We start from the raw sequence: 19,461 nt of genomic DNA, 5'->3' as shown, positions 1-19,461 counted from the left end.
CGTTCAGCGCGCCGCCTGTGTCGGTCCCTCCGCGTCCTCCGCGCAGTCCCGGTAGAGGGCACGCTTGTTGATGTAGCGCACCACCCCGTCCGGCACCAGATACCAGACCGGGTCGCCCCTCGCGACCCGTTCGCGGCAGTCGGTGGAGGAGATCGCCAGCGCCGGCACCTCGACCAGCGACACCCCGCCGCTGGGCAGACCCGGGTCGGCCAGCGGGTGCCCCGGCCTGGTGACCCCGATGAAGTGGGCGAGCGAGAACAGCTCCGCCGCGTCCCGCCAGCCCAGGATCTGGGCCAACGCGTCGGCCCCGGTGATGAAGAACAGGTCGGCTTCGGCGTGCTCGGCCCGCAGCTCGCGCAGCGTGTCGATGGTGTACGTCTTGCCGCCGCGGTCGATGTCGATGCGGCTGACCGAGAACTGCGGGTTGGACGCGGTGGCGATGACCGTCATCAGGTAACGGTCCTCGGCCGGCGAGACCGACCTGTGGTCCTTCTGCCAGGGTTGCCCCGTCGGCACGAAGATGACCTCGTCCAGGTGGAACAGCGCGGCGACCTCGCTCGCCGCCACGAGGTGCCCGTGGTGGATGGGGTCGAACGTGCCGCCCATCACGCCGATCCGGCGCTTGGGACGGGGTATCCGCTCTCGCATGCGCCGACCTTAGCGGTCGCGGTTGAGGCGGGTCGTGATCCAGAGCAGGAGCAGCAGCGCGCCCAGGGCGCCGCCGCCGATGGCGTAGGGGTTCAGGCTGTCGTGACCGCCGCCCTCGTTGGCGAGCGTGACCAGGGCTTCGGCGGCGGGCGAGGCGGAGAGCGTCATGAGGCTGGCCTATCCGGGAACGTGACTGACGGCTGAAACGTAGGGTCATCGTAAGCGGACGAGCCGGCCGCGGCCTCCCGCCCCCACCGCTTCGGAGCGCGGTGCGCCGGGCGCGGGCCGGGTCCGGCGCACCAGACCGAGGGGGCCGGATGACGGACAACGCGGACGGAACGGACAGCACGGACGGCATAGCCGAGGAGTCGGTGGAGCGGGACGGCGGGCGGCGGAGCTTCCCCGGCATCTCCTCCCGGGCGTACGAGCACCCGGCCGACCGCTCGGCGCTGGTGGCGCTGCGCAAGCTCACCGGCTTCGACACGGTGTTCAGGACGCTCAGCGGCATGCTGCCCGAGCGCAGCCTGCGGCTGCTCTTCCTCTCCGACTCGGTGCGGGTCGGGGAGGAGCAGTTCGCGCACCTGCACGAGATGCTGCTCGACGCCTGCCGGGTCCTGGACGTGGAGCGGGTGCCGCCGCTCTACGTCACGCAGGACCCCAACCCCAACGCGATGTGCATCGGCCTGGACCAGCCGATCATCGTGCTCACCACGGGCCTGGTGGAGCTGCTCGACGAGGACGAGACGCGGGTGGTCATCGGCCACGAGGTCGGGCACGCGCTCTCCGGGCACGCGGTGTACCGCACCATCCTGCTGTTCCTGACCTCGCTCGCGGTCCGGGTGGCCTGGATCCCGCTGGGCAACATCGCGATCATGGCGATCGTCACGGCGCTGCGCGAGTGGTTCCGCAAGTCGGAGCTCTCGGCCGACCGGGCCGGTCTGCTGGTGGGTCAGGACGAGGAGGTGTCGCTGCGCGCCCTGATGAAGCTGGCCGGCGGCAACCACCTGCACGAGATGAACGTGGAGGCGTTCCTGGCGCAGGCCGAGGAGTACGAGGCCGGCGGCGACCTGCGGGACTCCGTGCTGAAGATCCTCAACGTGCTGCCGCGCAGCCACCCGTTCGCCGCGGTGCGCGCCGCCGAGCTGCGCCGGTGGGCCCGTGGCCGCGACTACCAGCGGATCATGGACGGCCACTACCCGCGCCGCGACGGGGACAAGGACGCGTCCGTGAGCGGCGCGTTCCGCGAGTCGGCGGGGCACTTCGGCGAGCGGGTGCGCACCAGCAGGGACCCGCTGATGAAGCTGGTCAGCGACGTGGCCGGCGGGGCCGGCGAACTCGGCGGCCGGCTGCGGGACTTCGCCACCGGGCAGGGCAGGTCCCGGGGCACGGGCACGAAGGGCGCGGGCACCACCGACCCGGGGAGCGCCGGTACGGGTGACGGAGGGGACGACGGGCCCGGTGGGCCTAGTGGGTCCGCGCCGCCTCCCGGGGATCGCTGAGCGGGGCGTACGCGCCGCACAGCACCGCCCGGCCGCCGTCCAGCGCGAACGGGTCGACGGGCGCCGCGGCCGGCGGCTCGGCCCGCTCGCCGGGCAGCAGCGGCCGCAGCGCGTCCGACGGGTCGAGCGCGCAGTCGCTCGGCCCGACGATCAGCTCGACCTCGCGCACCAGCACGTTGCGGTCGCGCAGCTCCTCCCGGCCGAACTGCAGCCGCAGCTGCCGCTGCACGGTGAACGCGGCGACCGTGGCCGGCGCGCCGTCCCCGGTGCCGGCGGCGCGCAGCGCGTAGGCGAGGACGTGGCGGGCGGTGACCTGGAGGGTGTCGTCGTTGGTCTCCACGAACGTGAACCCGCCGTCCACCCGGACCTGCCCGTCGGCCAGCGCGACCTCGGCCGGGTCGAAGCGGACCAGCCAGTCGGTCGGCACCGACTGGAGGCCGTGGCCGCGCATCGCGCTGTCGAACTGCCGCTGCTGCTCCGCGCCGAGCAGCTCGCGCACCGGCGTCACCGTGTCGCCGCCGAGCACCTCGGGGGTGAGGGCGCTGGCCACCACGTACTCCTTGGCCAGGGTCAGCGCGGTGAGGACCTGCTCGCGCGAGAAGTGGTCGGTGGCCCGGGGATCGGGCAGGTGGACGCCGCCGGCGCCGATGCCGTAGCCGGCGGCCGGGGTGCCGGCGAACGCCGCCTCGGCGTCGGCGCCGCCCGGCACGTCGCCCTCGGGGACCAGCACGACGGTGTCGGCGGCCGGCGGGTCGGAGTTGAGCCGGACCGGGGCGTCGTAGGGGTTGTTGTTGCCCAGGTAGATGGCGGCCGCGAAGGCCAGCAGGATGATCAGCGCCAGCGCTATGCCCTGCCTGGGCACCGCCCGGCCCCCGGCCGGCTCGGGGTCGCGCCGGCGCACGGCCGTCGTGTGGTCCTCCAGGCGCTCCTGCGCCGAGAACTCCTGCAGCCGGGCAGCCTTGACGAACGACTCGTCGAAGACGGTCGACTGGTACTCCTCGTCCCCGGCTCCCGGGGTGCCCCCGGGAATCCCCTCGGGAGGATCTGTGCGCCCGGCCACCTGTCCAGCGTAAATCTCCGAGAGGGCGGTCAACAGCCCCAGTCGGCGGCGATTTTGTCCGACTCGCCGTGCGCCGGCGCACGCCGCCGGGTGCCACGCCCGGGCACGAGCGCGTGGCGGTCATGGGGTGGTCCGGCCGCCCAACGCCCCACCGGGGGCTACAGGGAGCCGTCCTCGTCGGTGAACTCGGCCTCCACGGCCGAGCCCTCGCCGACCTCTCCCTCCGCCTCCTCCGCCGCGTCGGGGGCCGAGGGCTCGGTGGGGGCCGGCGGCGTCGGCCCGGGCAGCCGTGAAGGCCCGGAGCCGGCGCGTTGGATGGCTATCAGCGCGAAGGCGATGACGCTGATGCCCATCACCATGGCCAGCACGCAGGCGACCGGCCGCTGCCAGCGCACCGGCCGCCAGCCGGCGGGCGCCTCGGCGGGCGTGGGCCCCGGTGCCGCGGCGCCGGAACCGGGTATCGCGCCATAGCCGCCGCCGTAGGGCGGATAGGGCCCGCCGAAGGCCAACTCGTCCTGCTCCGCCTGCTCGTCGTACTCGCCGTCCGGCAGTTCCGGCAGGTAGCGGGTGTAGTCGGAGCGGTCGAAACGGCCCTCGTCGTCCGGGTCCTCGCCGTCCGGGTCATCGTCGTCGTCGAGGAAGCCGGCCGGGGCGCCGCCCGGCTCGAACCCGCCGAGGCCGTCCGAGGATCCCGGGTCGAGGTCGGGGTCCCGGTAGAACCCGATCTCGCCGCCCGCCTCGGCCTCCAACTCGGCCTCGGCCTCGGACTCGGCACGCTCCAGAGCCGCGTAGAGGATCCGCTCGGCCGCGGTCGGCTCGTGGACCTCGGCCGCCTCGATGAATGCCTCGTCCAGCACCACCGAGGCGAACGCCTCCTCGGCGGCCCCGATGTCCTCGCTGTTGGGCCCCTCGCCATTCGGCGACGGCAGGCCCCCCACGTCGTCCGGCACGCATCCAGCGTAGGCCGAATAAGCGGCCAGGGGGAGGGCCATCCGGATTTCACTCCACGGTGTGACCCTCGCCGGTGACCACGTAGCGCGTGGTGGTCAGCTCGGGCAGCCCCATGGGGCCGCGCGCGTGCAGCTTCTGCGTCGAGATGCCGATCTCGGCGCCGAAGCCGAACCGGCCGCCGTCCGTGAAACGGGTGGAGGCGTTGACCATCACGGCCGCCGAGTCCATCAGCGAGACGAACCGCTTCGCCACCGTGCCGTCCCGGGTGACGATCGCCTCGGTGTGGCCCGAGGTCCAGCGGCGGATGTGCGCGACGGCCGCGTCCAGGTCGGGCACCACGGCGGCCGCGATGTCGTAACTCAGGTACTCGGTCTCCCAGTCGGCGTCGGTGGCCGGCAGCACCTCGACGCCGGCGCCGTCCCCCGCCTTCCGCCACGCCTCGTCCCCGTGCACGGTCACGCCGGCCGCGGTCAGGGCGGCCAGCGCCATCGGCAGGAAGCGGTCGGCGATCCCGGCGTGCACCAGCACCGTCTCCGCCGCGTTGCACACGCTGGGCCGCTGCGCCTTGGAGTTGACCAGCAGCTCGACGGCCATGTCCAGGTCGGCGTACTCGTCGACGTAGACGTGGCAGTTGCCGGTGCCGGTCTCGATCACCGGCACGGTGGACTCGGTCACCACGGTCTCGATCAGCGAGGCGCCGCCGCGCGGGATCAGCACGTCCACCAGGCCGCGGGCCCGCATCAGCTCGCGCACCGAGTCCCGGCTGGTGCCCGGCACCAGCTGCACGGCGTCGGCCGGCAGGCCGGCGCCGGCCACCGCGTCCCGCAGGACGCCGACCAGGGCCTCGTTGGAGGCGTAGGCGGAGGACGAGCCGCGCAGCAGCGCCGCGTTGCCCGACTTCAGGCACAGGACGGCGGCGTCCACCGTGACGTTGGGCCGGCCCTCGTAGATGATGCCGACCACGCCGAGCGGGACCCTGATCTGCCGCAGCTCCAGGCCGTTCGGCAGGGTCGAGCCGCGCACCACCTCGCCCACCGGGTCGGGCAGCGCGACGACGTCCCGCACGTCGGAGGCGATGGCCGCGATCCGCTCGACGGTGAGGGTGAGCCGGTCGATCACGGTCTCACTGGTGCCGGCCTCGCGCGCCCTCGCCAGGTCCGCGGCGTTGGCCTCGACGACCTCGGCGGCCCGCGCCTCGAGCGCGTCCGCGACGGCCAGCAGCGCCCGGTCCCGCGCGGTGCGCGGCAGCGGCGCCAGGGCGGCGGCCGCGGTCCTGGCGCGGCGGGCGGTGGCGATCACGGGCGAGTCGGCGGAGGCGGGCACGCTGCTGGTCATGGTGTGCAGGGTAGTCGCCCGCGCGCCGGCGGCCGAACCCGTTCCACGAGGCGGTCCGCGCGGCCCGGCCGGGTCAGAACGGGTGGACGCCGACGGGTGCGGCCGGCGGCGGCCCGTAGCCCTCGGCGACGCGCTGGTGGTAGGTCTCCCGGCCGATCACCTCCAGGCCGACGATCTCCCACGGCGGCAGCTGCGCGGTGCGCCGGTGCTCCCCCCACAGGCGCAGCGCGACGGCCGCCGCGTCGTGCAGGTCGCGGGCCTCCTCCCAGTACCTGATCTCGGCGTGGTCCCGGGCGTAGCGGCTGGTGAGCAGGAAGGGGTGGTCGTTCGCCAGCCGTTCGAGGCCGCGACGGACGTCCTGCAACGGCGCGGCGGGTCCCGCCACGCTGAGCGTGATGTGCCACAGCCGGGCGGCGGGCTGCTGGGCGTCGGCCCGCGGCTGCTCCTCCCCCACCGCCCCGGTGCCTCCCTGGACGCTGGCCAGTCGCCTCACCGGCGGCCTCCTGACGTGGTGCTCGTGCTGCTGCCTGCTGGCTCCCTGGCGGGTGACGCGCGGAGAGCCACCCGTCGAGTGCATCAGCTCACGGGGCGCGGCGGGGGCCGTTTCCCGGAACCTTCGGTGGAAAGACTGGATCTTTCACAGATCCGGCACCGGCCGGGTGTCCGTCACGTATACGGCGGACGAGGGGATCATGCCCGCAACAGCACCAGGTCATCGCGGTGGACGACCTCCCGCTCGTAGGCCGGGCCGAGCTCGCGGGCCAGGTCGTGCGTGGAGCGGCCGATCAACCGGGGGATTTCCCGGGCGTCGAAGTTGACGAGCCCGCGGGCCACGGCGTGGCCCGACTCGTCGAGCAGTTCGATCGGCTCGCCGGCGGTGAAGTCGCCCGCCACGCCGGTGATCCCGGCCGGCAGCAGCGAGCTGCCGCGCTCGGTGATGGCCCGCACCGCGCCCGAGTCCAGCGTGACGGAGCCGCGCGGGGTCGAGGCGTGGGCCAGCCACAGTAGCCGCCCTGCGGAGCGGCGCCCGGTCGGCCGGAAGTAGGTGCCGGCGGGGGCGCCGGAGAGGGCGTCGGCGGCCTGGCTGGCGGAGGCGAGGACGACGGGGATGCCGGCGCCGGTGGCGATGGCGGCGGCCTCCACCTTGGTGACCATGCCGCCGGTGCCGACGCCGGCCCGGCCGGCCCGGCCGATCTCGATGCCGGCCAGGTCCTCGGGGCCGCTGACCTCCGCTATCCGGCTGGTGCCGGGCTTGGCCGGGTCCCCGTCGTAGAGGCCGTCGACGTCGGAGAGCAGCACCAGCAGGTCGGCGCGGACCAGGTGGGCGACGAGGGCGGCGAGCCGGTCGTTGTCGCCGAACCGGATCTCGTCGGTGGCGACCGTGTCGTTCTCGTTGACGACCGGGACCACGCCCATGGTGAACAGCTGGTCGAGGGTGCGGTACGCGTTGCGGTAGTGGGCGCGGCGGCTGGTGTCGTCCGAGGTGAGCAGCACCTGGCCGACACGCCGCCCGTAGCGGGCGAAGGAGGCGGTGTAACGGGCGAGCAGCAGGCCCTGTCCGACGCTGGCGGCGGCCTGCTGGCGGGGCAGGTCCGAGGGGCGGCGCGACAGGCCGAGCGGGGCGAGCCCTGCGGCGATCGCACCGGACGAAACCAGTACGATCTGCCTCCCGTCCTGTTTCACCAGCACATCGACGAGTGCGTCCACCCGGTCGGCGTCGAGCCCTCCGGCCGCGGTGGTCAGCGAGGATGAGCCGATCTTGACGACGATCCTGCGGGCGTCGGAGACGTCCTGCCGTGGTGCCGCTGCCACCGTGGTACCCCTGCGTTCGTTCGTGCCCGGTCGAGCCGAGCTGTCGGGCGTAATCTACGCGACCCCCGCGTGCCCGAAGATCGCCGCTGCGCTCATACAACCGTAACCTCGCGGTTCACCGCCGCGCCTTTTCCGACCCCCGGTCCCCGGCCGCGGGGTCCGTCCTCGGTCGCGTTTCTCGCCGCCGCCGGTTTTCATGGCCTTGCGGCCGGTCACCTGCTCTGTCATTCGCACACCCCCACGACGCACCACGGGAGCCCCACCTTGCCCGTCGCATCGCCGTCTCGTCGCGGCACGCAAGCTCTTGCCCCCGGCGCCCTGCTCGCCCTGTTCACCGCGCAGTTCCTCGGCGCGCTGCTGCCGAACGCGCCGCTGCTGTGCGCGGCGGGCGCGGGCGGCCTCGCGTTCGAACTCGCGGTGCGGCGCTGGCGCCCGGGAGCGCTGTCGCTGCTCAACCGGGTCCGCTGCGACGAGACGGTCAGACAGCTACTGCGGGACCTGCTGTTCGTGCTCGGCCTGCTCCACCTCACGGACGTGGCCGGGGCGACGCGCCTGCTGCTGGTCGGCGGCCTGCTCGCCGGCTACGCGGCGCACTTCCTGTGCCGGGCGATCGGGATGGTGGTGCGGCGGCAGCGCACGCTGCCGGTGCTCACCAGGAACATCGACGCCGGCGAGCTGCGGCTCTCGCCCGCCCCGCCGCGGCTGCTGACCGCCCCGGCCCGGCGGATCCCGCTGATGTCCGTGCCGGCGACGGCCGGGCTGCTGGCCACCGTGGCCACCGGGCGCGCGCTGTGGGGGCTGCTCGGCGTCGGCGTCACGTTCGGGCTGCTCGCCGGGGCCGCCGCCCGGCTGGCGACCTGGCTGCTGCCCGGCAGGCGGCCGCCGGGCGAGGAGGCGGTGCTGGAGTGGTTCAGGCGCTGGCTGGCCGAGTACCGGCCCGAGGTCGGCCTGTACTTCTCCGGCGGCTCGGGCACCGCCTACCAGGCCAACATGTGGCTCTCCACGATGGCCGCGCTCGACCGCAGGGCGATGGTGGTGCTGCGGGAGCGGTCGATGGTCCAGCAGATCGCGGCCACCGAGCTGCCGGTGGTGTGCCTGCCCAGGGTCGCCCACCTGATGCTGCTCGAACACTCGTCGCTGCGGGTGCTGATCCACCCGGCCAACGCGCCCAAGACCTCGCAGGTGCTGCGGATTCCCACGATCAAGCACGCGTTCGTCAACCACGGCGAGAGCGACAAGCTGTCCAGCTGCAACCCGTACGCCAAGGTGTACGACGAGGTGTGGGTGGCGGGCCCGGCGGCGCGGCGGCGCTACGCGCTGGCGGACGTCGGGGTCGACGACCGGGACGTGGTGGAGGTGGGCCGGCCGCAGCTGGCCCCGATCCGCAGGGCGGCGGGCCCGCCGCCGCCCGAGGGTCCGATCACGGTGCTGTACGCGCCGACCTGGGAGGGCTGGACCGACGACCCGGGCAACACGTCGGTGATCCTGGCCGGCGAGAACATCGTCCGGGCGCTGCTCGGCGACCCACGGGTCCGGCTGCTCTACAAGCCGCACCCCATGACCGGCACGGTCAACCGCGCCGCGGCGGCGGCCGACGCCGCCATCCGCGCCCACATCGCGGCGGCGACGCCCGTCGACGGGCAGCCGGAGGCCGACCCGGCGGCCGGCGGCGCCGGGGGCGACCTGCCGCGGCGGAGCGCGCCACGCCCTGGCGGCGACGACATGGAGCGGATGGCGGCGCAGGGCGTGCCGGAGCCGGGGCGGATCGGGGAGGCGGCCGGCGCGGCCGCCGCGTTCTGGGCGGCCCAGTCGGACCGCGCGCACCTGGTGCTGACCGGCCCGCGGCCGGACATCTACAGCTGCTTCAACCAGGCCGACGTGCTGATCGCCGACGTGTCGAGCGTCGTCGCCGACTTCCTGGCCAGCGGCAAGCCGTACGCCGTCGTCAACACCAGCGGCCTGTCGGAGGAGGAGTTCCGCGCCGCCAATCCCACGGTGCGGGCCGCGACGATCCTGCCGCCCGACGCGGCGGGGCTGCCGGCGCTGCTCGACGCCGTCGCAGAGCCGGCGCTCGACACGATGGCGGTGGCCCGCGCCGAGCTCACCGAGTACCTGCTCGGCCCGGCCGAGCCGCCGTCGCTGGTCCGCTTCCGGGCGGCCGTGGACGACCTGTACGCGGCGGCCGAGGCCCGGCGGGCTCGGCAGCGGGAGAGCGAGGGGGAAGGACAGGGACAGAGCGAGTGCCGGGCTAGCGAGCCAGCCGAGCGGTCAGCCAGTCGCCGATCCGCCGGATGACGGGGGGCTCGGGCGCGGACAGGCCGTGCCCGACCCCCGGCACCTCGATCAGCTCCGCGTCGGCCGGCAGCTCCCGGAACTCCTCGGGCCGGCCGAAGGGGTCGGAGCCGCCCTGCACCACGAGCACCGGCACCCCGGCCCCGGTCAGTTCCCCGGCCCGTGACTTCTCGGGGCGGCCATGGGGGCACCTCCCAGCGTTAGCTGGGGGAGGGTGGAGCGGGAAGGACAGCGCCAGCACGGCGCGCGCCCCGAGCTCGCTCGCCGTGCGGCAGGCCACCCGCGCGCCCGCGCTGCGCCCGCCCGCGAGCACCGGCAGGCCCGGCTTGGCCAGCGCCGGCCAGAGCGCCCGCCACGCCGTGTCGAGGGTCCGCGGCGCGGGCGCCACGCGCTTGCCGGCGACCCGCCACGGCTGCTCGACCAGCGCCACGGTGATCCCCCGGGCCGGCAGGGCGGCGGCCAGGGCCTGGAGGTCGTCGGTCTCGACGCCCCCGCCTGCGCCGTGCCCGAGGGCCAGCACGGCACGGGCGCCGGCGGCGGCGTGCCAGGTGATCCGCGCGTCTCCCACGGGCGTGTGCACAGTTCGCGTCATAGGCCCTGATTGTGGCAGCCGGCGGCCGCCGCCCCCGGCCGCGCCTTAACGCCGGCTGACGCTATGGTTCCGAATTGATGAACGAGACTCGACAACTCACGGGAACCCAGGAGACCGCCGCCGTACCCCGGCAGGCCGCCGGCGGGGCCAAGCAGCGGGACGCGTTCTTCGACAACGCCAAGTACCTGGCCATCGTCCTGGTCGCGATCGGGCATGCCTGGGAGCCGCTGCGCGGCGACTCGCGCGTGGCCTCGGCGCTGTACATGGCGGTCTACGCCTTCCACATGCCCGCGTTCATCGTGATCTCCGGCTACCTGTCCCGCAGCTTCGACGGCCGCGCCGACCGGGTCCAGCGGCTGGTCACCGGCGTTCTCGTGCCGTACGTGGTCTTCCAGGTCGCCTACACGCTGGTGCTGCGCCGGCTCGCGGACGGCGAGAACGACGACACCTACGTCGGCCTGTTCGAGCCGCGCTGGCTGATGTGGTTCCTGCTGGCCCTGTTCATCTGGCGGCTGACCGTGCCGGTGTGGAAGGCGGTCCGCTGGCCGCTGCCGATCTCCCTGCTGGTGGCGGCCGTGGCCACCGCCTCGCCCTCCCTCGGCAGCGACCTGCAGATCCAGCGGGTGCTGCAGTTCATGCCGTTCTTCGTGCTGGGCCTGGTCCTGCGGCAGGAGCACTTCCAGCTGGTGCGCCGCGCGGCGGTGCGGCTGCTCGCGGTGCCGGTGTTCGCCGGCGCGCTGCTGGTGGCGTACTGGGCCGAGCCCCGGCTGCCGTACCAGTGGTTCTACCACAAGCAGTCCGCACAGGAGTTCGGCGAACCGTGGTGGATGGGCCCGGTGATGACGCTCCTGATGTTCGGCTGCGCCGTGGTGCTGATCGCCTGCTTCTTCGCGCTGGTGCCCGGCCGGCGGATGTGGTTCACGGCGCTCGGCGCCGGCACCATCTCCGGCTACCTGCTGCACGGCTTCCTCGCCAGGGCCAGCATCGAGTGGGGCTGGTACGACGGCGAGCGGATGAGCGGGATCTACTTCGCGCTGCCGGTCACCACCGCGGTGGCGGCCGTGGTCATCACCGTGCTCTGCACCCCGCCGGTGCGGCGCCTCTTCAAGCCGGTGATGGAGCCGAGGCTCGACTGGCTGTTCCGCCGCGGCGACCGGGCCTGAGACGCGGGACGCCGGGAGCGCCGAGACGCCGAAGGCCGCCGGGGCAGGGCCCCGGCGGCCTTCGTCACGCGGTGGCCCGGCTCAGCCCTTGGCCTGCCCGATCTCCAGCATCCGGTCCACCACCCGGGCGGTGGCCAGGCCGTCCGACGGCTCGCAGAAGTCCCGCACGAACGCCGCGTACTTCTCGTCGTAGGTGCGCCGCACCGTGTCGGCGGTCCGGATGGCGTGGATCAGCTCGGCCGAGGTCTTGATCAGCGGCCCGGGCGCCCGCTCGGTGAAGTCGAAGTAGAAGCCGCGCAGGGTGTCCCGGTAGTGCTCCAGGTCGTAGGTGAAGAAGAGCATCGGCTTGCCGGAGTGCGCGAAGTCGAACAGCACCGAGGAGTAGTCCGTGATCAGCACGTCGGTGATCAGGTAGAGCTCGGCGATGTCCGGGTAGGCCGACACGTCGTACACGAAGCCCTGCCCGGCGCCCGGGATCGCGTCCAGGATCTTCGGGTGCTTGCGGAACAGGAAGACGTGGTCGTCGCTGAGCGCCTCGCGCGCCGCCGTCAGGTCGACCCGCAGGTCGAGCTTGAACTTCGAGGCCGTGTGCCGCTGGTCGTCCCGCCAGGTCGGCGCGTACAGCACCACCTTGCGGCCCTCGGGGATGCCGAGGGTGGCCCGCACCCGTTGCGCGATCTTCTCCCGGTCGGGCCGGTGGAAGATGTCGTTGCGCGGGTAGCCGGACTCCAGGATCTCGCCCTCGCAGCGGAAGGCGTTGCGCATGATCGGCGTCGTGAACGCGTTGGGCGAGACCACGAAGTCGAACTGGCGGAACCGGTGCGGCAGGCTGGCGATGTACTGGAGGTTGGCCTTCGGGGTGCCGAGCAGGTCGGCGCCGATCTTCTTCAGCGGCGTGCCGTGCCAGGTCTGCACGACGCACTGCCCGTCGCGCCGCTCGTACCAGTCGCCGAGGCCGACGTTGGTGACGACGTACCGGCTGCGGGCCAGCGCCTCGTACCACTCGCGGCTGTGCCACTCCACGGGGCGGACCCCGGGCGGCAGGTCCACCTGCGCGTCGGCGACCGACCACAGGTGCTCGACCTCGATGCCGCGCCGCACGAACTCCTCGTAGATGGCGCGCGGCGAGTCCGAGAACTGCTTGCCGCCGAAGCTGTTGTAGAAGACGCTCTCGGTCAGCGGCTCCCGCTTGAACGCCGGGGTGTGCACCTGGCGCAGCTCGCGCTGCCGGTAGGCGCCGCGCTCCTCGCCGCGCAGCACCGGGCCCGAGCCGAGGAAGAGCCGGTCGAAGTAGCGGCGGTTGACGGCGTAGGTGCGGCCGGCGACCCGCTTCTTCAGCGGCAGCGTGTCGATCAGGTCGGCGCGCAGCTTCACGGGCACGTCGCCCTTGTTGCCCCACGCGTCCTGGTCGCGCAGCGAGAAGTACCAGCGGCCGGCGCGCAGCGGCAGCACCGCGTCGTACGACGTCATCTTGTCGGGGGTGATCCGCACGCTGAACCGGCTCTCGGAGTCCGTCCAGTTGAGCGGCAGCACGTGCTCCTCGAACCGCTCGCCGTGCCGCAGCACGAAGCGCTTGCGGTCGCCGGGCCCGGTGTAGGAGCCCTCGACGAGCAGCACGCCGTCACGGGTCCACTCCATCCGGTCCACCACGGCCTGCCTGGCCCGGTCGTGCAGCTTGAGCAGCCCTGGGCCGTCCGTGGTCACCGCGATCTCGCGGCCGCCCGGGCGCAGGTAGCGGCCCGGCAGGAAGCCCTCGAGCACGGTGGCGCGGCGCGAGGAGCCGTCGGCGAACTCGATGTGGGTGATGAAGTCGTGGGTCTTCTCGGTCGGCTCGGTGGCCACGGTCAGGTCGTCGAACGGGATCTCGGCGCCCCAGCGGGCCCACCGCTGGTCGCCGTCCCCGGCCTCCTGCGGGGCCAGCGGGTACTCGACGCCGCCCTGCTGCCCCTTGCGGACCACCCGCAGCTTGGTGGGCCGCTTGCCGCCGGCCGGCGAGCGGAGACCGAGGCGCAGCGCGTCGGCGGTGGCGGTCTGGTCGGTGACCTCGGCCTCGGGGACGTCGATGGTGAGCTGGAAGACGTCCTCGTGGAACCCGGCGATCAGCCGCGCCCCGTCACCGAGGTAGCGGGCCTGCGAGTGTCCCGCGGAGCCGACGTCGACGCGCTGGGCCTTGCCCGGCACATAGCCGCCGGGGCGCGGCAGGGCGAGCGTCAGGCCCCAGGTGCCGGACTTCCACTTGCCGCGCGACTTGAGCTTGGCCGGGTCGATGGTGATCTCGAAGCCGGCGTTGTCGTAGTTGTGCAGGGCCTGCTTGGAGTCGCGGGTGGCGCGCAGCGACTCCTGGGCGCGGAAGCGGACCGGGATCCGGCGCCCGCCGGGGGCGCGTAGCCAGGCCAGCCTGGGCAGCGTGCCGGGGCCGTTCGGCAGGTTGGCGACGAAGGCGTAGCCGTGCACGACGATCTTGCCGTCCTGCCACAGCACCTCGGTCGCCTTGGCCCGCACCGGCATCTCGCGCAGCCGCAGCCGGGTGACGGAGGCGGGCAGGCTGCGGCTGTCCACGCCGGGGATCGCCACGTAGGGGCGCAGCCGGCCGCGGACGGGGAAGGCCGAGGGGTTGACCCGCTCGAAGTCGATGACGGTGAGCAGGTCCGCGAGCCTGCGCTCGCGGACCAGCTCCCACTTGATGCGGGCGATGGGCGGGAGCTTGCGGAGCTTGGCCGAGTCGGCAGCGGCCAGGAACTCGGCGGCCGCGTCGAGGAACGCACGCTGGTCCTCGTCCGTGGCCTCCGGGAGGAACCGCAACCGGCGCGCGAGTTCCTCGGGGATGATGTCTTCTGGCTTGGCTACCACGTCAGTGCCTTCTCTTCCCGCTCTTCCACGTCTCTTCCTGTTGGCTCGGGCGTGGCCTGGCGTTACGGCGCCGGCACCGCGGCCGGCGCGTCGTCGGCGCCCGCCTCGCCCTGGGCCCGGTTACGGGCCGACGCCCTGGCGGCCAGGGCGCGCACCGCGGCCGCGAACCGCTCCTGGGAGGGCGGCTGGTCGGGCCCGAGCAGGTACTGCTTGAGCTCGGCGCGCTGGGTGGCCAGCACGTCGGCCGCCGGCTCGTGCACCGCGTCCAGCAGCTCGCCCAGCTGGGCGGCGTCGTTGGACAGGATGACGGCGGCCCGCACGGCCGTGTTCTGCCGCTTGAACTCGTCCTCGCCGAGACCGGCCGAGTCGGTGACGGCGTAGGGCTTGCCGCTGGCGATCCAGTCGGAGACGACGCTGGAGATGTCGGAGACCAGGGCGTCCGACTCGTTGAAGCAGTCGAACAGGCGCGGCTCGGGCCCGGTGATCACCCGGTGCTCCCACCAGCCCTGGGAGCGCCAGTAGAGCTCGTTCCACTCGCGGAACCGCCGCTCCTCCTCCGGCGCCTGGTCGAGCGGGGTCTGCGCGTCGCGCGAGGCGGAGGCGTCGTCCCAGCTGGCGGCCAGCGTGAGGGCCGGCCGGGCGGCGGTGAGCTCGCGCAGCGCGGCCTGGGCGTGCGCCCGCTCCCGCGCGGTGCGCTCGGCCTCCGCGGCCCAGCGCGGGTCGGCGGCGCGCCTGGCGGCGGCCTCCTCGATCATGGCGACGATCCGCTGGTGGACGACGCCGGCCGCGCGGTCGCGGGTGCCGGTGAACGGGTGCGGCTTGTAGAGCACGCGGACCGGGCGCTCCGAGTCGAGCAGTCGCCGGATGATGTTCTCGCCGGCGAGCAGCAGCGACGTGTTGCCCGGGTCGTCGGTCCAGCCCTCCCAGGTGGGGGCGTAGAGGATGGTCGGGATGCGGCCGGCGGGCGGCTGCCCGGTGCCGGTGGCGATGGGGGCCAGCTGCGGCCGGCCGACCTCCACGATGTCCTCGTCGCGGACCCCGACGTCGGCGAGCGCGTAGCGGTCGCGGCCGGCCCGGCCCGCGGTCCACACCTCGTCGTACGCCTTGGCGTAGGGGTTGATGCTGGCGATCTTGTCGCTGTCGCCGTGGCCGATGAAGACGTGCTTCATGGTGGGCACGCGCAGCAGGTGGAGGTTCTTGCCGACGTTGGCCGGGTAGAGGCCGACCCGCAGCATCGACAGGTCCATCTGCATCAGGTGCACGGCGCTCGGCACGCAGACCACGGGGAGCGTGGTGGTGCCGAGCCGGGCCATGATGGCCCGCTCGCGCAGGATGACGATGGCCTTCTCGTCCAGCTTCTCCAGGGTCTCCAGCCACATGTTGGCCTGGTAGGCGGAGTCCTTGGAGCCGGAGAAGTAGAGCGCGACGGTGGGCCGCTCGGCGCGCAGCCACTCGTCGAACCACTCCAGGGTGCGGTCCGGGTCGGGCGGCAGCTTGCTCGACCTGAAGAACGGCAGCAGCACCAGCATGTAGACCAGCACCAGGGCGATGGTGGCGGCGATACCGGCCTGTGCGTAGACCATCTCGTCGGTGGCCGCGGCGGCGAGCAGGCCGAGGAACATCGGCACCTCGGTGTGCAGCACCTTCTCCACGGCCCGGTGGGTGAGCCAGCGGGGCGGCCCGTCGGGCACCGGCAGGGTCGACAGGTCGATGTTGCGGGTGGTGATGGGGAGCCGGCGCTTACGGCGCAGCACCATCACCAGGGCGGTGTGCGGGGCCTGGAGGCCGTAGAAGACGAGCAGGCCGACGACGTAGTACACCGCCTCGTCGCCCCAGTCGGAGCGGACGAGCAGCAGGATCAGCAGCAGCTGCCTGATCAGGAAGCGGATGGTGAGGCCGAGCCTGGCCTTGCCGAGCCGCACCAGCACGTAGGAGCCGCGGCGGTGCAGGAAGTGGTCGCCGAGGTAGGAGCAGACCGCGGCGACGGCGAAGCCGCCGGCGGACGGCAGCAGCGCGGTGGCGAGCATCAGCGGATAGCCGGCCGCCATCACCAGCGCCGCGACGAGCTCGACGCCGGAGGCCACCCCGACGAGGCGGCGCAGGAGACTTGCGATCATGCCACCTCCCCCGCGGCGTCGGCCTGCTCGGCGTTGAGGGCGGCGGCCAGGGCGCGCTCGAAGGAGCCCGCGTTGCTGGCCTCGGCGGTCGGGTCCTGCTGGCGGACGTCGATGACGTGGCCCGTCATGGCGGACAGCAGCACGTCGAGCGAGGTCCTGGCGACGGCCTCGGAGGAGAGCAGGCTGCCGGCGGGCTCCTGGCCGAAGGCCTTGGTGCGCATCGGGGTGGCGGTCCGCTCCGGGTTGACGCAGTTGACGCGGACGCCGTCGCCGGCCCACTCGTCGGCCAGGGCCTGGGTGAGGTTGACCATGGCGGCCTTGGTGGACGAGTAGAGGCTGTACTCGGCGCGGCCGCGGGTGTAGCTGCTGGAGGTGTAGAGCAGCAGCTGCCCCGAGGTCTCGGCGAGGTACTTGTGGGCGGCGCGGGCGATGCGGACCGGCGCCAGGTAGTTGACGGTCAGCGCCTCCTCGATGGTGGCGTCGTCCGTCTCGGCGAGCTTGCCGATGCGCAGCACGCCCGCGGTGTTCACCACGTAGTCGATGCGCCCGGTCTCGGCGTAGGCCTTCTCCAGGGCCTCCGCGATGTCGCCCTGGTTCTCGACGTGCGTGCCGGTGGTGGAGCGGCCCAGCGGGTAGACGGTGGCGCCGTAGCGGGCGGCGAGGTCGGCGATGTCCTTGCCGATGCCGTAGGAGCCGCCGAAGACCACCATCGTCCTGCCGGACAGCTGCTCGCGGTAGGCGGCCTCGTCGGACTGCTGGGGGGCCGCGGTGGAGGCCAGCTGGAACATCTTGTCGGCGATGAAGACGTCGACGGGCTGGGTGACCTTCATGTTGAACTCGTCACCCGGGACGACGTGGATCGGCACGTCCGGCAGGTACTTCAGGACCACGGAGCAGTCGTCGGTGGCCTGGAAGTTCGGGTCGCCGGCGGCTATCTCGTAGGCGCGGCGGATGGTGGAGAGCCGGAAGGCCTGCGGGGTCTGGCCGCGCCGCAGGCGCGAGCGGTCGGGGACGTCGGTGATGAACTCGCCGTCCTCGCCGTGGGTGCGGGTCACGATGATGGTGTCGGCGGACGGTATCGCGACGTCCACGGCCTGGTAGCGCTCCAGGGCCCGCACGCAGTCGGTTATGACGCGCTGGGAGAGCAGCGGGCGCACGGCGTCGTGGAAGAGGACGTTGCGGTCCTCCCCCTCGGCCAGGCCCTCGCCGAGCACCTCGATGGCCCGGCGGGTCGTCTCGTTGCGCGTGGCGCCGCCCTCGACGACGCGGCTGACCTTGGTCAGGCCGCTCTTGGCGATGAGCCGCTCCACGTCCCCCGCGTAGCCCGGGGCCATCAGCACGATGACGTCGTCGATGTCGGCTGACTCCTCGAAGACCGCCAGCGTGTGTTCGATGACCGCCTTTCCCGCGATCTTGATCAGCTGCTTCGGTATGGAGAGACCCACTCGCTGTCCGGTGCCGCCAGCGAGAACGACCGCGGTGGTGTGTGGGGACGGTCCTTCGGGTTGGATGGACAAGGCAGCTCCTGCCGGTATCAAAAGGTGTCGGCTACGCGAGGAGAAGGTTAACCCCCGTAGAAGCTTGACCCCTAAACCGGATGAACCGTTGTCGACTGTTATCGCTTTGTGATGTTGGCGCGTTACTCAGCGATGCCACCGGGGAACGGGGGACACGCTCAGTCAAATGGGTCGAATTCCTCGAATTCCCGCTGGGCGGTGTCCTGTCGGGCCTCCCGGCGGCGCGCGTCGCGCTCCTTGCGCCGCTCCACGGCGGGCCGCACCTCGTTCATCCGGTGATCCTCGCCACGCCGGCCCAACATCTCGGCGCCGCCCACCATCGCGGGCTCGAAGTCGAACACGACCGCGTCGTCGTCGCCGCCGATGGCCACCCCGTCGCCCTCCCTGGCGCCGGCCTTGGCCAGTGCCTCCTCGACGCCGAGCCGGTTCAGCCGGTCCGCGAGATAGCCCACGGCCTCGGCATTCGAGAAATCGGTCTGCCGCACCCAACGCTCCGGCTTCTCACCCCGGACCCTGAAGAAACCTTCACCTTCGGCGGTTACCGTGAAGCCGGCGTCATTCACGGCCTTCGGGCGGATCACAATGCGTGTCGACTCTTCCTTCGGCCGCGCCTCCCGAGCCCGGGTGACCAGCTCGGCCAGCCCGAAGGAGAGTTCCTTCAGGCCCTTGCGCGAGACCGCCGACACCTCGAATACCCGCAGGCCACGAGCGGCGAGATCCGGCCGAACGATCTCGGCCAGATCCTGCCCCTCCGGAATATCGGTCTTGTTGAGGACCACGATCCGCGGCCGGTCGTCGAGGCCGCCGTACTTGGCCAGCTCCTCCTCGATCACGTCCAGGTCGGTCAACGGGTCACGGCCCGGCTCCAGCGTCGCGCAGTCCAGCACGTGCACCAGCACCGAGCAGCGCTCCACGTGCCGCAGGAACTCGAGCCCGAGCCCCTTGCCCTCGCTGGCGCCCGGGATCAGCCCCGGCACGTCGGCGACGGTGAAGACGGTGGATCCCGCCGTCACCACGCCCAGGTTCGGCACCAGCGTGGTGAACGGGTAGTCGGCGATCTTCGGCTTGGCCGCCGAGAGCACCGAGATCAACGAGGACTTGCCGGCGCTCGGGAAGCCCACCAGCGCCACGTCGGCGACGGTCTTGAGCTCGAGGACGATGCTGCGCTCCTCGCCCGGCTCGCCGAGCAGCGCGAAGCCGGGAGCCTTGCGGCGCGGCGAGGCCAGCGCCGCGTTGCCGAGCCCGCCGCGGCCGCCCTGCCCGGCCACGTAGGTGGTGCCCTCGCCCACCAGGTCGGCGAGCGGCGTCCCGTCGGCGGCGAGCACCACGGTGCCGTCCGGGACCGGCAGCACCAGGTCCTCGCCGGCCGCCCCGGTGCGGTTGCCGCCGGCGCCCGGCTTGCCGTTGGTCGCCTTGCGGTGCGGCCGGTGGTGGTACTCGAGCAGCGTGGTCACGTCCCGGTCGACCACCAGCACCACGTCCCCGCCGCGCCCGCCGTCGCCGCCGTCGGGGCCGCCGAGCGGCTTGTACTTCTCCCGGTGCACGGAGGCACAGCCGTGGCCCCCGTTACCCGCGACGACATGGATCTCGACGCGGTCCACGAAGGTGGTCATGACGGTGTGCCT

Annotated in this window: 15 protein-coding genes; 3 read left to right on the top strand and 12 right to left on the bottom strand. The window is 73.1% G+C overall.

Annotated elements, in window-relative coordinates; all coding sequences use genetic code 11:
- Positions 1 to 3 precede the first annotated feature (3 nt).
- Positions 4 to 648 carry a nicotinate-nucleotide adenylyltransferase gene (gene nadD / locus RNC47_RS13060; protein ID WP_311598467.1) on the bottom strand — a complete coding sequence of 215 codons (645 nt, stop codon included), beginning with the start codon at positions 646 to 648 and terminating at the stop codon, positions 4 to 6.
- 9 nt (positions 649 to 657) lie between these two features.
- On the bottom strand, positions 658 to 816 hold the full coding sequence (locus RNC47_RS13055) for a hypothetical protein (RefSeq protein WP_311598466.1): 159 nt from the start codon (positions 814 to 816) through the stop codon (positions 658 to 660).
- Positions 817 to 965: 149 nt separating this feature from the next.
- Here RNC47_RS13055 and RNC47_RS13050 point away from each other — a divergent pair, with 149 nt between their 5' ends.
- The gene (locus RNC47_RS13050) at positions 966 to 2,147 is read left to right on the top strand and encodes a M48 family metallopeptidase (RefSeq protein ID WP_311598464.1); all 1,182 of its coding nucleotides are present in this window, start codon (positions 966 to 968) and stop codon (positions 2,145 to 2,147) included.
- On the opposite strand, the gene RNC47_RS13045 is transcribed toward RNC47_RS13050, so the two are convergent.
- The 5 genes from RNC47_RS13045 to proB all read right to left on the bottom strand — a co-directional run bounded on the left by RNC47_RS13045 (position 2,113) and on the right by proB (position 7,305).
- Positions 2,113 to 3,207 carry an SCO2583 family membrane protein gene (locus RNC47_RS13045; RefSeq protein ID WP_311598462.1) on the bottom strand — a complete coding sequence of 365 codons (1,095 nt, stop codon included), beginning with the start codon at positions 3,205 to 3,207 and terminating at the stop codon, positions 2,113 to 2,115. The two genes, RNC47_RS13050 and RNC47_RS13045, sit on opposite strands and share 35 nt — an antisense overlap.
- A 158-nt stretch (positions 3,208 to 3,365) precedes the next feature.
- Positions 3,366 to 4,157 (bottom strand): SCO2584 family spore wall biosynthesis protein, encoded by a 792-nt coding sequence (locus RNC47_RS13040; protein ID WP_311598461.1) that lies wholly within the window; start codon positions 4,155 to 4,157, stop codon positions 3,366 to 3,368.
- A 49-nt stretch (positions 4,158 to 4,206) separates the two neighbouring features.
- On the bottom strand, positions 4,207 to 5,493 hold the full coding sequence (locus RNC47_RS13035; protein WP_311598459.1) for a glutamate-5-semialdehyde dehydrogenase: 1,287 nt from the start codon (positions 5,491 to 5,493) through the stop codon (positions 4,207 to 4,209).
- Positions 5,494 to 5,566: 73 nt separating this feature from the next.
- Complete coding sequence (locus RNC47_RS13030) at positions 5,567 to 6,070, bottom strand: hypothetical protein (RefSeq protein ID WP_394814769.1); 504 nt, start codon at positions 6,068 to 6,070, stop codon at positions 5,567 to 5,569.
- Positions 6,071 to 6,183: 113 nt separating this feature from the next.
- The gene (proB, locus tag RNC47_RS13025) at positions 6,184 to 7,305 is read right to left on the bottom strand and encodes a glutamate 5-kinase (protein WP_311598457.1); all 1,122 of its coding nucleotides are present in this window, start codon (positions 7,303 to 7,305) and stop codon (positions 6,184 to 6,186) included.
- Positions 7,306 to 7,569: 264 nt separating this feature from the next.
- Between proB and RNC47_RS13020 the strand changes: the two genes are divergently transcribed.
- Positions 7,570 to 9,600: a hypothetical protein gene (locus RNC47_RS13020; RefSeq protein ID WP_311598455.1), complete on the top strand. Its 2,031-nt coding sequence runs from the start codon at positions 7,570 to 7,572 to the stop codon at positions 9,598 to 9,600.
- Here the strand turns inward: RNC47_RS13020 and RNC47_RS13015 are convergent.
- Positions 9,554 to 10,189, bottom strand: coding sequence for an alpha/beta hydrolase family protein (locus RNC47_RS13015; protein WP_311598453.1), 636 nt, complete (start codon positions 10,187 to 10,189; stop codon positions 9,554 to 9,556). The two genes, RNC47_RS13020 and RNC47_RS13015, sit on opposite strands and share 47 nt — an antisense overlap.
- Positions 10,190 to 10,266: 77 nt before the next feature.
- Between RNC47_RS13015 and RNC47_RS13010 the strand changes: the two genes are divergently transcribed.
- Entirely contained in the window at positions 10,267 to 11,352 is a 1,086-nt protein-coding gene (locus RNC47_RS13010) for an acyltransferase family protein (RefSeq protein WP_311598451.1), read from the top strand.
- A gap of 81 nt (positions 11,353 to 11,433) precedes the next feature.
- Here the strand turns inward: RNC47_RS13010 and RNC47_RS13005 are convergent, their stop codons facing one another.
- From RNC47_RS13005 to obgE, 4 genes are all read right to left on the bottom strand, one after another.
- Positions 11,434 to 14,202, bottom strand: coding sequence for a CDP-glycerol glycerophosphotransferase family protein (locus RNC47_RS13005; protein ID WP_311598449.1), 2,769 nt, complete (start codon positions 14,200 to 14,202; stop codon positions 11,434 to 11,436).
- Positions 14,203 to 14,264: 62 nt separating this feature from the next.
- Complete coding sequence (locus tag RNC47_RS13000) at positions 14,265 to 16,319, bottom strand: hypothetical protein (protein WP_311598448.1); 2,055 nt, start codon at positions 16,317 to 16,319, stop codon at positions 14,265 to 14,267.
- Positions 16,316 to 17,830, bottom strand: coding sequence for an SDR family NAD(P)-dependent oxidoreductase (locus RNC47_RS12995; RefSeq protein WP_394814771.1), 1,515 nt, complete (start codon positions 17,828 to 17,830; stop codon positions 16,316 to 16,318). The genes RNC47_RS13000 and RNC47_RS12995 overlap by 4 nt, the downstream gene beginning before the upstream one ends.
- Positions 17,831 to 17,994: 164 nt before the next feature.
- The gene (gene obgE / locus RNC47_RS12990) at positions 17,995 to 19,449 is read right to left on the bottom strand and encodes a GTPase ObgE (protein WP_311598444.1); all 1,455 of its coding nucleotides are present in this window, start codon (positions 19,447 to 19,449) and stop codon (positions 17,995 to 17,997) included.
- Between the last annotated feature and the right edge of the window lie 12 nt (positions 19,450 to 19,461).

The organism is Streptomyces millisiae (genome assembly GCF_031845425.1).
In the GTDB taxonomy this organism is placed as follows: domain Bacteria; phylum Actinomycetota; class Actinomycetes; order Streptomycetales; family Streptomycetaceae; genus Streptomyces; species Streptomyces millisiae.
The sequence above is the reverse complement of the archived record's forward strand: the minus strand, read 5'-3'. Positions and strand labels throughout refer to the sequence as shown.

Bases quoted from the DNA above. Each gene is read 5' to 3' on its own strand.
- RNC47_RS13050 (WP_311598464.1), top strand. From the start codon at position 966: ATGACGGACAACGCGGACGGAACGGACAGCACGGACGGCATAGCCGAG.
- RNC47_RS13030 (WP_394814769.1), bottom strand. From the start codon at position 6,070: ATGCACTCGACGGGTGGCTCTCCGCGCGTCACCCGCCAGGGAGCCAGC.
- RNC47_RS13000 (WP_311598448.1), bottom strand. From the start codon at position 16,319: ATGATCGCAAGTCTCCTGCGCCGCCTCGTCGGGGTGGCCTCCGGCGTC.
- RNC47_RS13015 (WP_311598453.1), bottom strand. From the start codon at position 10,189: ATGACGCGAACTGTGCACACGCCCGTGGGAGACGCGCGGATCACCTGG.
- RNC47_RS13010 (WP_311598451.1), top strand. From the start codon at position 10,267: ATGAACGAGACTCGACAACTCACGGGAACCCAGGAGACCGCCGCCGTA.
- obgE (WP_311598444.1), bottom strand. From the start codon at position 19,449: ATGACCACCTTCGTGGACCGCGTCGAGATCCATGTCGTCGCGGGTAAC.
- RNC47_RS13035 (WP_311598459.1), bottom strand. From the start codon at position 5,493: ATGACCAGCAGCGTGCCCGCCTCCGCCGACTCGCCCGTGATCGCCACC.
- nadD (WP_311598467.1), bottom strand. From the start codon at position 648: ATGCGAGAGCGGATACCCCGTCCCAAGCGCCGGATCGGCGTGATGGGC.
- RNC47_RS13055 (WP_311598466.1), bottom strand. From the start codon at position 816: ATGACGCTCTCCGCCTCGCCCGCCGCCGAAGCCCTGGTCACGCTCGCC.